Annotated in this window: 11 protein-coding genes and 1 pseudogene; 10 read left to right on the top strand and 2 right to left on the bottom strand. The window is 62.4% G+C overall.

Translation table 11 applies throughout. The features are described 5' to 3' along the window. A partial coding sequence (locus ACTJLA_RS22405) for a hypothetical protein (RefSeq protein WP_440842150.1) occupies window positions 1-154 on the top strand: 154 nt, incomplete at its 5' end. Window positions 155-283: 129 nt separating this feature from the next. Continuing rightward, window positions 284-451 (top strand): annotated as a pseudogene (locus ACTJLA_RS22400) (hypothetical protein); the annotation flags it as partial. Window positions 452-549: 98 nt separating this feature from the next. Here ACTJLA_RS22400 and ACTJLA_RS22395 read toward each other — a convergent pair. Continuing rightward, window positions 550-1,296, bottom strand: a complete 747-nt coding sequence (locus ACTJLA_RS22395) for an NRDE family protein (RefSeq protein ID WP_440842148.1) — start codon at window positions 1,294-1,296, stop codon at window positions 550-552. Window positions 1,297-1,512: 216 nt separating this feature from the next. Here ACTJLA_RS22395 and lgt point away from each other — a divergent pair, with 216 nt between their 5' ends. Then, entirely contained in the window at window positions 1,513-2,325 is an 813-nt protein-coding gene (lgt, locus tag ACTJLA_RS22390) for a prolipoprotein diacylglyceryl transferase (protein ID WP_003195189.1), read from the top strand. Between the two features lie 51 nt (window positions 2,326-2,376). Continuing rightward, window positions 2,377-3,210 (top strand): thymidylate synthase, encoded by an 834-nt coding sequence (locus ACTJLA_RS22385; RefSeq protein ID WP_014720362.1) that lies wholly within the window; start codon window positions 2,377-2,379, stop codon window positions 3,208-3,210. A gap of 103 nt (window positions 3,211-3,313) precedes the next feature. Here ACTJLA_RS22385 and cadR read toward each other — a convergent pair whose 3' ends face one another. Continuing rightward, window positions 3,314-3,754, bottom strand: coding sequence for a Cd(II)/Pb(II)-responsive transcriptional regulator (gene cadR / locus ACTJLA_RS22380; RefSeq protein ID WP_003195185.1), 441 nt, complete (start codon window positions 3,752-3,754; stop codon window positions 3,314-3,316). 85 nt (window positions 3,755-3,839) lie between these two features. Here cadR and ACTJLA_RS22375 point away from each other — a divergent pair, with 85 nt between their 5' ends. From ACTJLA_RS22375 to ACTJLA_RS22350, 6 genes are all read left to right on the top strand, one after another. Further along, entirely contained in the window at window positions 3,840-6,134 is a 2,295-nt protein-coding gene (locus ACTJLA_RS22375; protein ID WP_440842146.1) for a heavy metal translocating P-type ATPase, read from the top strand. Between the two features lie 16 nt (window positions 6,135-6,150). Continuing rightward, window positions 6,151-7,014: a LysR family transcriptional regulator gene (locus ACTJLA_RS22370; RefSeq protein WP_054898683.1), complete on the top strand. Its 864-nt coding sequence runs from the start codon at window positions 6,151-6,153 to the stop codon at window positions 7,012-7,014. A 224-nt stretch (window positions 7,015-7,238) separates the two neighbouring features. Next, window positions 7,239-8,303, top strand: a complete 1,065-nt coding sequence (locus ACTJLA_RS22365) for a putative 2-aminoethylphosphonate ABC transporter ATP-binding protein (protein ID WP_054917035.1) — start codon at window positions 7,239-7,241, stop codon at window positions 8,301-8,303. 1 nt (window position 8,304) lies between these two features. Next, entirely contained in the window at window positions 8,305-10,017 is a 1,713-nt protein-coding gene (locus ACTJLA_RS22360) for a putative 2-aminoethylphosphonate ABC transporter permease subunit (protein ID WP_054898685.1), read from the top strand. Window positions 10,018-10,039: 22 nt separating this feature from the next. Continuing rightward, window positions 10,040-11,053 carry a putative 2-aminoethylphosphonate ABC transporter substrate-binding protein gene (locus ACTJLA_RS22355; protein WP_034128970.1) on the top strand — a complete coding sequence of 338 codons (1,014 nt, stop codon included), beginning with the start codon at window positions 10,040-10,042 and terminating at the stop codon, window positions 11,051-11,053. Between the two features lie 123 nt (window positions 11,054-11,176). Then, window positions 11,177-12,304: a TIGR03364 family FAD-dependent oxidoreductase gene (locus ACTJLA_RS22350; protein ID WP_314548786.1), complete on the top strand. Its 1,128-nt coding sequence runs from the start codon at window positions 11,177-11,179 to the stop codon at window positions 12,302-12,304. The last annotated feature ends 5 nt before the right edge of the window (window positions 12,305-12,309 follow it).

Here is a 12,309-nt window from a genome sequence, read left to right as displayed (position 1 = left end):
GCTGCGCCAGGTGGAATTGAGCAGGGCCAAGGATTTGCTCGCCGAGTTGATGACCATCGACAACCCGCAGGTTATCCACAGCTCGCTGCAATTGGCGCTGAAAAACCTGGGGTTGACCCGGATGATCAACCCGGCCTCGGCCAAAACCCTGTAGGAGCGAGCTTCTAGCAGACCGTTCCCGCGCTCTGCGTGGGAATGCAGCCCTGGGACGCTCCGCGTCGGCTTTTAGAGCGTGACGCAGAGCGTCACAAGAGGCGTTCCCACGCAGAGCGTGGGAACGATCAAAGTGAAGTGGATGCTGCGCCAGGTGGAATTGAGCAGGGCCAAGGATTTGCTCGCCGAGTTGATGACCATCGACAACCCGCAGGTTATCCACATCTCGCTGCAATTGGCGCTGAAAAACCTGGGGTTGACCCGGATGATCAACCCGGCCTCGGCCAAAACCCTCTAGACCGAAGCGCCTTCATCGCAGGCAAGCCAGCTCCCACCTGTGGAATGCATTCCCCTGTGGGAGCTGGCTTGCCTGCGATAGCGGTGGTCCAAGCAGCGCTAAAACATCAGGTCCACCTCACCCAGCCGCCCCCCGTGCGGGCCAAAGCTGCGCTCCAGCATCCGCCGCGTCCCATTGGCATTCACGATCAGCGCCGTGCTCGCCCGTGTCCCATAACTGGGGCTGGCGATAAACACGCTCGACAGCAGGCTTTCGGTCGCCAGGCCTACGCCGGTGTCCGGCAACTCAGCAAACGGGGCAGTCTGCGGGTCGCTGAGAATTCCCAGCAGTGCCTCAGGCTCGGGGTTTTCCAGCACGGCGCTGAACGCTGCTTTGGCCTTCACCAGCTTCGGCCATGGCGTATCCAGCCCGGCATTGGATAACCCGTACACCCCAGCCTTCAACCGCGTAGCCTCGGTGTCATTGGCGTTGTAGTGCCACAGCTCATCCCGCGTGCCCACCAGCAGGTTGAACCCGGCATATTCAATCGAGCGGCCATTCACATCGGCCAAATAATCGTCGATCGGCAGCGAACCGCTGAGAAACCGCGCAACCAGTTCGCCGCGAGACTTGCGTGCCGGTGGCTGGTGCGGGTCGCGGATGTTGGTCAAGGCGGCAAAGCGCCCATCCGCGTTCATCCCCAGCCAGGTGCCCCCGGCCTCCTGATCGCGACCGGCATAGACCTGGGGCGCATCCGCCCACTGGGCTAGCGGCAGGCTGGGGCGGGCGTAGAACTCATCGCGGTTGGCCGCAACGATCAGCGGTTGGGCATGGCCCGGTCGCCAGGCGAAAACAATCAGGCACATCGGGTGACCCCTTTTGTGTTTTTGCCACTCTACCCACAGACGCGCCGGTGTTCCATCGTCTCGAAGTTGGGCCGCGCACCTCTGATCCGTTAACATGCCGGGCTGTTTGGTGTGTATGTGAACTTCTTAATTTGATCTCGCAGCTGTAACGCAGGCTTAATCGCACATCGGCATGGTCCGGTGCGTCATGACTAAATGTTTTAACGAGGAGTCGCAATGCTGCCTTACCCGCAGATCGACCCGGTGGCCCTGGCCATCGGTCCGCTGAAAATCCATTGGTACGGGTTGATGTACCTGATCGGCATCGGCGGTGCCTGGCTGCTGGCTTCCCGGCGCCTGAACCGTTTCGACCCGACCTGGACCAAGGAGAAGCTCTCCGACATGGTGTTCTGGATGTCGATGGGCGTGATCGTCGGCGGGCGCCTGGGGTATGTGCTGTTCTACGACCTGTCTGCGTATCTCGCCAACCCGACCCTGATCTTCGAAGTGTGGAAGGGCGGTATGGCGTTCCACGGGGGGTTTATCGGCGTGATGATCGCCGCCTGGTGGTTTGGCCGGCGCAATGGCAAGTCGTTCTTCCAGCTGATGGACTTCGTCGCCCCCTTCGTGCCGATCGGCCTGGGCGCCGGGCGCATTGGTAACTTTATCAACGCCGAGCTGTGGGGCAAGCCGACCGACGTACCGTGGGCCATGGTGTTCCCGCCGTTCAGCGACCCGGCACAACTGCCGCGCCACCCGTCGCAGCTTTACCAGTTCGCGTTGGAAGGTGTGGCGCTGTTCCTTATTCTCTATATCTTCTCGCGCAAGCCACGCCCAACCATGGCCGTCTCGGGCATGTTCGCGCTGTTCTACGGGATTTTCCGCTTTATCGTCGAATTCGTACGGGTACCTGATGCGCAGTTGGGCTACCTGGCGTGGGGCTGGCTGACCATGGGTCAGGTGCTTAGCCTGCCGATGATCCTGGCGGGCCTGGGCATGCTGTGGTGGGCGTACAATCGCCCGCAGCCGCTGAAGAACGCCGCGCTTTAAATTCGAATGCCAAGACCAGGAGGTCTTGGCTTCAACGATACGGGTAAAAACATGAAGCAATATCTCGAACTGCTGCAGGACGTCGTGACCAATGGCCTGACCAAGGGCGACCGCACGGGCACCGGCACCAAGGCTGTGTTTGCGCGTCAGTATCGGCATAACCTGGCCGACGGCTTCCCGCTGCTGACCACCAAGAAGCTGCACTTCAAAAGCATCGCCAACGAACTGATCTGGATGTTGAGCGGCAACACCAACATCAAGTGGCTCAACGAAAATGGCGTGAAGATTTGGGATGAGTGGGCCACCGAAGACGGCGACCTGGGCCCGGTCTACGGCGAGCAGTGGACCGCCTGGCCGACCAAGGACGGCGGCACGATCAACCAGATCGACTACATGGTGCACACGCTCAAGACCAACCCCAACAGCCGTCGCATCCTGTTCCACGGCTGGAACGTTGAATACCTGCCGGACGAAACCCAGAGCCCGCAGGAAAACGCGCGTAATGGCAAGCAAGCCTTGCCGCCGTGCCATTTGCTTTACCAGGCGTTCGTGCATGACGGCCATCTGTCGATGCAGCTGTATATCCGCAGCTCCGACGTGTTCCTGGGCCTGCCGTACAACACTGCCGCGCTGGCGTTGCTGACCCACATGCTGGCCCAGCAGTGCGACCTGATCCCCCACGAGATCATCGTCACCACGGGCGACACCCACGCCTACAGCAACCACATGGAACAGATCCAGACCCAGTTGGCGCGTACGCCGAAAAAACTGCCGGAACTGGTGATCAAGCGTAAGCCTGCGTCGATCTACGACTATAAGTTCGAAGACTTCGAAATCGTGGGCTACGACGCCGACCCAAGCATCAAGGCCGACGTGGCGATCTAAAGCCTTACTCGGTGAAAAACTGTGGGAGCTGGCTTGCCTGCGATAGCGCAGTGTCANCATCGCAGGCAAGCCAGCTCCCACATGGGTTTGGTGTTCGCTTGAGTTAATGGCCGTGGCTTCTGCCCACATGCGAAGGCTCGGCCTCGCTGGCCGCAATCCCGCCGCTGACTTCCAACTGCTGCAAGATCCCGCACTGGTTCCCACCGCCGCAACGTTGGCGCAGGTCCAGCAGTTGTTCCTGCAAGGCCAACAACCCGTCGATCCGCGCTTTCACATGGTGGATATGCTCGTCGATCAAGGCATTCACGCTTTCGCATTGGTCCTGGGGGCTGTCGCGCAGCCCCAGCAGGCTGCGGATTTCTTCGAGGGTCATGTCCAGGCTGCGGCAGTTGCGGATAAAGGTCAGCCGTTCGGTATGCGCCTGGGTGTATACGCGGTAGTTGCCGTCGGTGCGTGCCGGGGGCGGCAGCAGGTTTTCCTTCTCGTAATAACGGATGGTTTCCACCGGGCAATCGGTGAGTTTGGCCAGTTCGCCGATCTTCATCGCAGCAATCTCCAAATGGGCGCTTGACCCTATAGTGGCTACAGGGTCTTTACTTGGCAACAGGCACCTTTACGGACGCGACCTGATGAGCCACTCCATTCATACCCCGCACAAGCACGACCACAAGCATGATCACGATCACGGTCATGACCACGGCCATGATCACAAACATGACCATGGGCCCGCCAAACTCACGCCTGTGGATAACCACGGCCATTCCGGCTCCTGCTGCTCCGGCGCTGCCGGGCCTGCCATCGTGACCTTGAGTGAAGCGCCCACCGCCGGCTCGCGCCTGAGCGCCTTCCGCATCGAAGCCATGGATTGCCCTACCGAGCAGACGCTGATCCAGAACAAGCTGGGCAAGCTCGCTGGCGTGCAGCAACTGGAATTCAACCTGATCAACCGCATCCTCGGCGTCACCCATGACCTGCCGAACACGGCGCCGATCATTGAGGCAATCAAGTCCATCGGCATGCAGGCCGACCCTATCGAAGAAGGCAGCCCCGCTGCCGCGCCGCCCGCCAAGAAACATTGGTGGCCGCTGGCGGTGTCGGGCGTGGGTGCCCTGGGGGCAGAGGTGTTGCACTTCACTGGTGTGGCCCCCACCTGGGTAATCGCGCTGGTGGCGTTGGTGTCGATTCTCAGCGGCGGCCTTACCACCTACAAGAAGGGCTGGATTGCCCTGAAGAACTTCAACCTCAATATCAATGCCTTGATGAGCATCGCGGTGACGGGCGCGATCCTGATTGGCCAGTGGCCGGAAGCGGCGATGGTGATGTTCCTGTTCACCGTGGCCGAGTTGATTGAGGCCAAGTCCCTGGACCGGGCGCGCAACGCCATCAGCGGCCTGATGCAGATGACCCCGGAACAGGCCACGGTACGCCAGGCCGATGGTTCCTGGCTGGAACAAGAGGTCAAGAGCATTGATCTTGGCGCGATTGTCCGAGTAAAACCCGGCGAGCGCATCGGGCTCGACGGTGAAGTCACGGCCGGCCAGTCCACCATCGACCAGGCACCGATCACCGGGGAAAGCCTGCCGATAGAAAAAACCGTGGGCGATAAAGTGTTTGCCGGCACCATCAACCAGGCCGGCGCCCTGGAGTACAAGGTCACCGCCGCGGCCAACAACTCCACGCTGGCGCGGATCATTCACGCCGTGGAACAGGCCCAAGGGGCACGGGCGCCAACCCAGCGCTTTGTCGACAGTTTCTCCAAGGTCTACACCCCGGCTGTCTTCCTGTTTGCCCTCGGTGTGGCGGTGATTCCGCCGCTGTTCATGGCGGGCGTGTGGTTTGACTGGATCTACCGCGCCCTCGTGCTGCTGGTGGTGGCCTGCCCTTGTGCCTTGGTGATCTCCACCCCGGTGACCATTGTCAGCGGCCTGGCGGCGGCGGCGCGCAAAGGCATCCTGATCAAGGGCGGCGTGTACCTGGAGGGCGGCTACAAGCTCGACTACCTGGCCCTCGACAAGACCGGCACCATCACTCACGGCAAACCGGTGCAAACCGACTACCTGCCGCTGTTCCCGAACATCGAAGACAGCGCGCCGGCCCTGGCGGCCAGCTTGGCATCGCGTTCCGATCATCCGGTGTCCCTGGCGATTGCCAACGCGGCTGTGGATAAAAACCTGTCGACTCACGCTGTGGATAACTTCGAGGCCCTGGCCGGGCGCGGTGTGCGCGGCGACATCAACGGCCAGACCTATCACCTGGGCAACCACCGCCTGGTGGAAGATCTGGGCTTGTGCTCAGAGGCGTTGGAAGAAAAACTCTTCGCCCTGGAAAAACAAGGTAAGTCCGTCGTGCTGCTGCTGGACAAGTCCGGCCCCCTGGCGCTGTTTGCCGTGGCCGACACGGTCAAGGAGAGCAGCCGCGAAGCCATTCAGCAGTTGCACGACCTGGGCATCAAGACCCTGATGCTCACCGGCGACAACACCCACACTGCCAAGGCCATTGCGGCCCAGGTGGGCATCGACCAGGCCCAGGGCGACCTGTTGCCCACCGACAAGCTGCAAGCCATCGAAACCCTCTACGGCCAGGGCCATCGGGTGGGCATGGTGGGTGATGGCATCAACGACGCCCCGGCCCTGGCCCGTGCCGAGATCGGCTTTGCGATGGCCGCGGCGGGCACTGACACCGCTATCGAGACCGCCGACGTGGCGCTGATGGACGATGATTTGCGCAAGATTCCGGCTTTCATTCGGTTGTCGCGGCAAACGTCGAGTATCCTCAAGCAGAACATCGCCCTGGCGCTGGTGATCAAGGCGATCTTCCTGGCCGTCACGTTCATGGGCATGGCGACCATGTGGATGGCGGTCTTCGCCGACATGGGCGTGAGCCTGCTGGTGGTGTTCAATGGCCTGCGCCTGGTGCGCAAATAGAGGATGAGAGGGTGGTGTGCTGAGTGCTGAGTTAAAGGCGTTTTTCATGGTCGCCCGCCTGGGCAGCATTACCCAGGCGGCGAAGAAACTCGGCTTGAGCCAGCCCACGGTGACCACCCAGATTCGCAACCTGGAAAGCCACTACGGCGTCGAGTTGTTCTACCGTGGCGGCCGCCGCCTCACCGTCAGCGACGAAGGCGCGCGGCTATTGCCGATGGTCAAGGCGCTGTTGCAGCAGGAAGCGGATATCGAGTTTTTCCTGCGCAACAACGGCCAGGTCCAGGGTGCGCTGAGAATTGCCGCAACGGCGCCGTATTACATCCTCGATCTGGTCAAAGCCTTTCGCGAGCGCCTGCCCCAGGTGGACGTGTCGGTGGAAATCGGCAACTCCCAGCAGGTGCTTGAGGCGCTGGACGATTACCGCGTCGATGTCGCGGCCTCATCGCAATTGCTGGAAGACGCCCGGCTGATCCGCCGCGTGCTGGGCACCGACCCGCTGGTGCTGGCGGTGCACCGCAATCACCCGTTGGCCAAGCTCGATCACGTACCGTTGAGCGCGCTAGTCGGGCATACCTTGCTGATGCGTGAAGCGGGCTCCACTACCCGCAGGCTGACGGAAGAGATGTTGAAGAATGCGGGCGTCGGATATGGGCCGTTGTTGGAGATTGGCAGCCGTGAGTCGATTCGCGAGGCGGTGCTGCGCAATATCGGCATCAGCATCATCGCCCGCCAGGAAGTGCCCCACGACCCGCAGTTGCGCGTGCTGACCATCGAGAATGCACCGCAGATTCCGGAGTATCTGTATTGCCTCAAGGAGCGCAAAGGAGCGCGCCTGCCTGCGGCGTTCCTTGGCCTGGCTCAGGAAATGTCACCCCTCTGATCGTTCCCACGCTCCGCGTGGGAACGCCGCTCAGGACGCTCCGCGTCCGTGACGCGGAGCGTCACTAGAGACATTCCCACGCAGAGCGTGGGAACGATCATGATAGCGGTCGTGAGTCCTACACAAATCCACCAATACCACTATCACCTCTTTTTGCCTTTCTGCCACACCCGCTACGCATTGCCCTCCTAGCATGGCCTTCATTCGTTCGATGAGGTGCCACCATGCACACAGCCCTGACCCAACCCGGCGCACCGATGAAAGTGCGCGCAATCCAGAAACGCTTTGGCGCCTTCACCGCGCTGGACAACGTCTCCCTGGACGTCGCCGCCGGCGAGCTGGTGTGCCTGCTGGGCCCTTCCGGCTGTGGCAAGACCACACTGCTGCGCTGCATCGCCGGCCTGGAGCGCCAGGACAGCGGTGAGCTTTACCTGGGCGAGCGGGACGTGTCCCTGCTGCCACCCCAGGCGCGGGACTACGGCATCCTGTTCCAGTCCTATGCGTTGTTTCCCAACCTCAGCGTTGAAGCGAACATCGGCTACGGCCTCACCGGCAGCGGCCGCGATGAAGTGCGCAAGCGGGTCGCGCAGATGCTCGAACTGGTCGGCCTGGTGGGCAGCGAAAAGAAGTACCCCGGCCAACTCTCCGGCGGCCAGCAACAGCGCGTCGCCCTGGCCCGCGCACTGGCGCCGGCGCCGTCGTTATTGCTGTTGGATGAGCCGATGTCGGCCCTCGATGCCCGCGTGCGTGAGCACCTGTGCACCGAACTGCGCCAACTGCAGCGGCGCCTGGGTATCACCACCCTGATGGTGACCCACAACCAGGACGAGGCCATGTTGATGGCCGACCGCATCGCCGTGATGAACAACGGCAAGGTCGAGCAGTACGCCACGCCCCAGGAAATCTACGACCGCCCGGCCACGCCGTTCGTGGCAGAGTTTGTCGGCCAGGGCAACTGGTTGCCGTTCAGCCGTAACAGCGCCAGCCATGCTCAGGTGGGTGGGTTGAACATGCGCCTGGCTGAGGACGCCGGTGTCGCCCAGTCCGGCCGCTTGTTCTGCCGCCCGGAAGCCATTTGCGTCAACCCACCGGTGCATGAAGAAAACCTGTTCCCGGCCAAGGTTCGCGAGATCACCTTTCTCGGCAACCGCTGCCGCATGAGCTTTGAGCTGGAACAATTGCCGGGTCATGCGTTGCTGGCTGAACTGGCGCCGGAAGCGATGCCGCGCCTGGGCGCCCAGGACATCTGGGTGGCGTTGCCGCCGCGCAGCCTGCAGGTGTTTGCCTGAGATGGGGGCGGTGATGACATTGCCGGTACCGCGCCAGGTGTCCCGAGCCGAGTGGGGCGACCGCCTCTTTGTGGTCGGCGGCAAATGGCTCTGGCTGGGCCTGTTGGTGGTGGCGGTGCTGTTGCCGCTGTTGGCGATCTTCTGGCGCGGCTTCAGCAGCGAAGCCGGGCAGGGCGGTGGCCTGGTAGCCGCTCGCGAACTGCTGAGCAGCGCCAACTTTCACTGGTTGCTGGGCAATAGCCTGAAAGTTTCCCTCAGCGTGGCGGCCATCGTCGTGCCGCTGGCCTACTTGTTTGCCTATGCCCTGCAACGCACGCTGATCCCCGGCAAGTCCATCTGGCGCGGCCTGTCATTGCTGCCATTGATGGCGCCGTCGATGCTGCCAGGTATTGCTCTGGTTTATCTGTTCGGCAACCAGGGCCTGCTGCGCGGCTTGTTCTCGGAGAATATCTACGGTTTCTGGGGCATTGTGCTCGGTGAGGTGATTTACACCTTTCCCCATGCCTTGATGATCTTGCTCTCGGCGTTGTCCCTGGCGGATGCACGCTTGTTTGACGCTGCTTCGAGCATGGGCGCCAGCCCGGCACGGGCGTTTCGCAGCATTACCTGGCCAGCCACGCGCCAGGCGGTATTCGCCGCTTTCTGCCTGGTGTTCACCCTGACCATCACCGACTTCGGAGTACCGGTGGTGGTGGGCGGCGATTATCAGGTGCTGGCGCTGGAAGCCTACAAGGCGGTGGTGGGCCAGCAACAGTTCGGTCGCGGCGCGTTGATCGGCATGGTGTTGCTGCTGCCGGCGCTGTTCAGCTTTGGCGTGGATGCGTGGTTGCGCCGTCGGCATGGCGACGCGATGAGCGGCCGCGCCCAGGTGTTCCAGCCAGCGCCATCGCGGCTGCGCGACGGGTGCTACCTGGCCGTCGTGCTGCTGATTTGCGCGGCGTTGCTGCTGGTGTTCGGCATGGCGGTGTACTCCTCGCTGGTGAAATTCTGGCCGTACAACCTGTCGCTGTCGCTCAACCACTACCAATTCGAAGACACCGCCGGCGGCGGCTGGCTGGCCTATCGCAACAGCCTGACCATGGCGCTGTGTACGGCGTTGATCGGCAGCGTGCTGATTTTCACCGGCGCCTACCTGATGGAAAAAACCAAGGGCCAGAAAAACCTCAACCTGGCGCTGCGCATGCTCAGCTTCGTGCCAATGGCCGTGCCGGGCCTGGTCCTGGGGCTGGGCTACGTGTTCTTCTTCAACCTCAACGGCAACCCGTTGCATGTGTTGTACGGCAGCATGGCGTTGCTGGTGGTGTGCACCATTGCACACTACCTGACCACCGCGCAGATGACTGCAACCACCGCCTTGCGCCAGTTGGACGCCGAGTTCGAAGCCGCCGCGTTGTCCCTCAAGGCACCGTTGTACCGCCATTATCTGCGCGTCACAGTGCCGATCTGTCTGCCGGCGCTGCTGGACATCCTGCGCTACCTGTTTGTCTCGGCGATGACCACCGTCTCCGCCGCGATCTTCCTCTACAGCCCCGACACCATCCTCGCCGCCGTCGCCGTGCTGAACATGGACGACGCCGGCAATGTGGGGGGCGCGGCGGCCATGTCGACCCTGATCCTGTTCACCTCGGCCAGCGTCTCGCTGCTGCTGGCGTGGGCTTCACGTGGCGCGCTGCGCCGCTCCCAAGCCTGGCGCCAGCGCGCACCTGGCCAATAAACATCCCTGAAGGAGGTGCTCCATGTTCAAGCCCCTGGCGCTGGTCGCTGCAGTCCTCACGGCATTCAGTCTGAATGCCTTCGCCAAGACCGAGTTGACCGTATACACGGCCCTTGAAGCCGAGCAATTGAAGACCTACAAAAAAGCTTTCGAACAGGCCAACCCCGACGTCGAGATCAAGTGGGTGCGCGACTCCACCGGCATCATCACCGCCAAACTGCTGGCCGAGAAAGACCGCCCCCAGGCTGACGTAGTGTGGGGCCTGGCCGCCTCCAGCCTGGCGATCCTCGATCAGCAAGGCATGCTCGACAACTACGCGCCCAAGGACCTGGACAAGATCGGCAAGCATTACCGCGACGCCGCCAACCCTCCGGCCTGGGTGGGCATGGACGTGTGGGCCGCCACCCTCTGCTTCAACACCGTCGAAGCCGAGAAGCAGGGCCTCACCAAACCGGTGAGCTGGCAGGACCTGACCAAGCCCGAATACAAGGGCAAGATCGTGATGCCTAACCCGGCGTCTTCAGGCACCGGCTTCCTGGATGTCAGCGCCTGGCTCCAGACCTTCGGCGAGAAGCAAGGCTGGCTGTACATGGACGACCTGCACCGGAACATCGGCCAGTACGTTCACTCTGGCTCCAAGCCATGCAAGCTGGCGGCGTCCGGTGAGTTCCCGATTGGCATTTCCTTCGAATACCCGGCGGTTCAGCTCAAACGCCAGGGCGCGCCGCTGGAGATCATCCTGCCCAAAGAGGGGCTGGGCTGGGAGATCGAAGCCACCGCTGTGATCAAGGGCACTGCCCATGCCGACGCGGCGAAAAAACTCGCCGACTTCTCTGCCAGCACCGCGGCGATGGACCTGTACAAGGAAAACTTCGCCGTGCTCGCGCAACCGGGTATCGCCAAGCCGCAGACCGAATTGCCGGCGGACTATGAGCAACGGTTGATCAAGAACGACTTTGTCTGGGCTTCCAGGAACCGTGACAGCATCCTGGCCGAATGGCGTAAGCGTTATGACGGTAAGTCGGAAAAACAGTAACCGATCGTTCCCACGCTCGGCGTGGTAACGCCGCTCTGGACGCTCCGCGTCCGCTTTTAAAGGTCGTGACGCGGAGCGTCACCGGATGAATTCCCACGCGGAGCGCGGGAACCAGAGGACAGTATGAGTAGTGATCTGTTAGTCGTCGGCGCCGGCATCCTCGGCCTCTCCCACGCCTATGCCGCCGCCATGCGCGGCCTCAAGGTCAAGGTGTTCGAGCGCAGCGCCACGCCATTGGGCGCCTCAGTGCGCAACTTCGGCCAGGCACTGGTCACCGGTCAACCACCAGGGCCAATGCTGGACCTGGCGCGGGAAAGCCGCGAAATATGGGGCCAGTGGGCGCAAGCGGCGGGCCTGGCGCTCAAGCGCAATGGCTCCTACCTGTTCGCCCGCACTGAAGCCGAAGAACATCTGCTCGAAGCCTTCTGCGCCGGGCGCGCGCGGGAGCACGGCTACAACGTCGAGCTGCTGCAGGGCGCTGCCATGAACGACCTGTACGCCGGCCAGTTCCGCCATCACCGCGCCGCCCTGCATGGCAAGGATGACCAGCAGTTGTACTCCCGCGAGGCGATCCCGGCGCTGATCCATTACCTGAGCCAGCACTTGCACGTGGAGTTTCACTTCTCCACGCTGGTACGTGACGTAGAGCCGGGCCAGCTGCACAGCACGGCCGGCAGCTTTCCCGGGAAGCAGATCGTTGTCTGTTCAGGCCACGACTATCAGACCCTGCTGGCCGAATCCATCGCCCCGCTCAACCCGCACACCTGCCGCCTGCAAATGCTGCGTGCGCGGCCGGTGCTTAATCTGAACCTGCAACACGCGCTGCTCACCGGCTTGAGTTGCGTGCATTACGGCGCTTTCGCCGACCTGCCGGAAGCCGCTGTGGTCCAGGCGCAGATTCTGCGCGAAACGCCACATCTGCAGGAACACGGCATTCATCTGCTGATCAGCCCCACGCCCCATGGCGAGCTGATCATCGGCGACTCCCACCATTACGACAGCGACCCGTCGCCCTTCAATGCCGAGCAGATCGATGACTGGATGATCGAGCTGGCGCAGCAGACCCTGGGGTGCAACATCCAGGTGGTCGAGCGCTGGCAAGGCGTCTACGGCGCTCGCGGCCCCGGGCCGTTTTCGTTTGTGGAGGCGGCACCTGGCGTCAGCGCTGCCTTGATGCACACCGGCGTAGGGATGAGCGTGGGGCCGGCCATGGCCGAGCGCAATATCCGCAGGTTATGGGGAGAAGCGTGATGAAC

Origin of the sequence: Pseudomonas sp. 22072, from assembly GCF_052046095.1 — a bacterium.
Taxonomy (GTDB): Bacteria; Pseudomonadota; Gammaproteobacteria; order Pseudomonadales; family Pseudomonadaceae; genus Aquipseudomonas; species Aquipseudomonas paracarnis.
The sequence above is the reverse complement of the archived record's forward strand: the minus strand, read 5'-3'. Positions and strand labels throughout refer to the sequence as shown.

Excerpts from the sequence above, each read along its gene's own strand:
- ACTJLA_RS22395 (WP_440842148.1), bottom strand. The coding sequence starts at position 1,296 with ATGTGCCTGATTGTTTTCGCCTGGCGACCGGGCCATGCCCAACCGCTG.
- lgt (WP_003195189.1), top strand. The coding sequence starts at position 1,513 with ATGCTGCCTTACCCGCAGATCGACCCGGTGGCCCTGGCCATCGGTCCG.
- ACTJLA_RS22385 (WP_014720362.1), top strand. The coding sequence starts at position 2,377 with ATGAAGCAATATCTCGAACTGCTGCAGGACGTCGTGACCAATGGCCTG.
- cadR (WP_003195185.1), bottom strand. The coding sequence starts at position 3,754 with ATGAAGATCGGCGAACTGGCCAAACTCACCGATTGCCCGGTGGAAACC.
- ACTJLA_RS22375 (WP_440842146.1), top strand. The coding sequence starts at position 3,840 with ATGAGCCACTCCATTCATACCCCGCACAAGCACGACCACAAGCATGAT.
- ACTJLA_RS22365 (WP_054917035.1), top strand. The coding sequence starts at position 7,239 with ATGCACACAGCCCTGACCCAACCCGGCGCACCGATGAAAGTGCGCGCA.
- ACTJLA_RS22360 (WP_054898685.1), top strand. The coding sequence starts at position 8,305 with ATGGGGGCGGTGATGACATTGCCGGTACCGCGCCAGGTGTCCCGAGCC.
- ACTJLA_RS22355 (WP_034128970.1), top strand. The coding sequence starts at position 10,040 with ATGTTCAAGCCCCTGGCGCTGGTCGCTGCAGTCCTCACGGCATTCAGT.
- ACTJLA_RS22350 (WP_314548786.1), top strand. The coding sequence starts at position 11,177 with ATGAGTAGTGATCTGTTAGTCGTCGGCGCCGGCATCCTCGGCCTCTCC.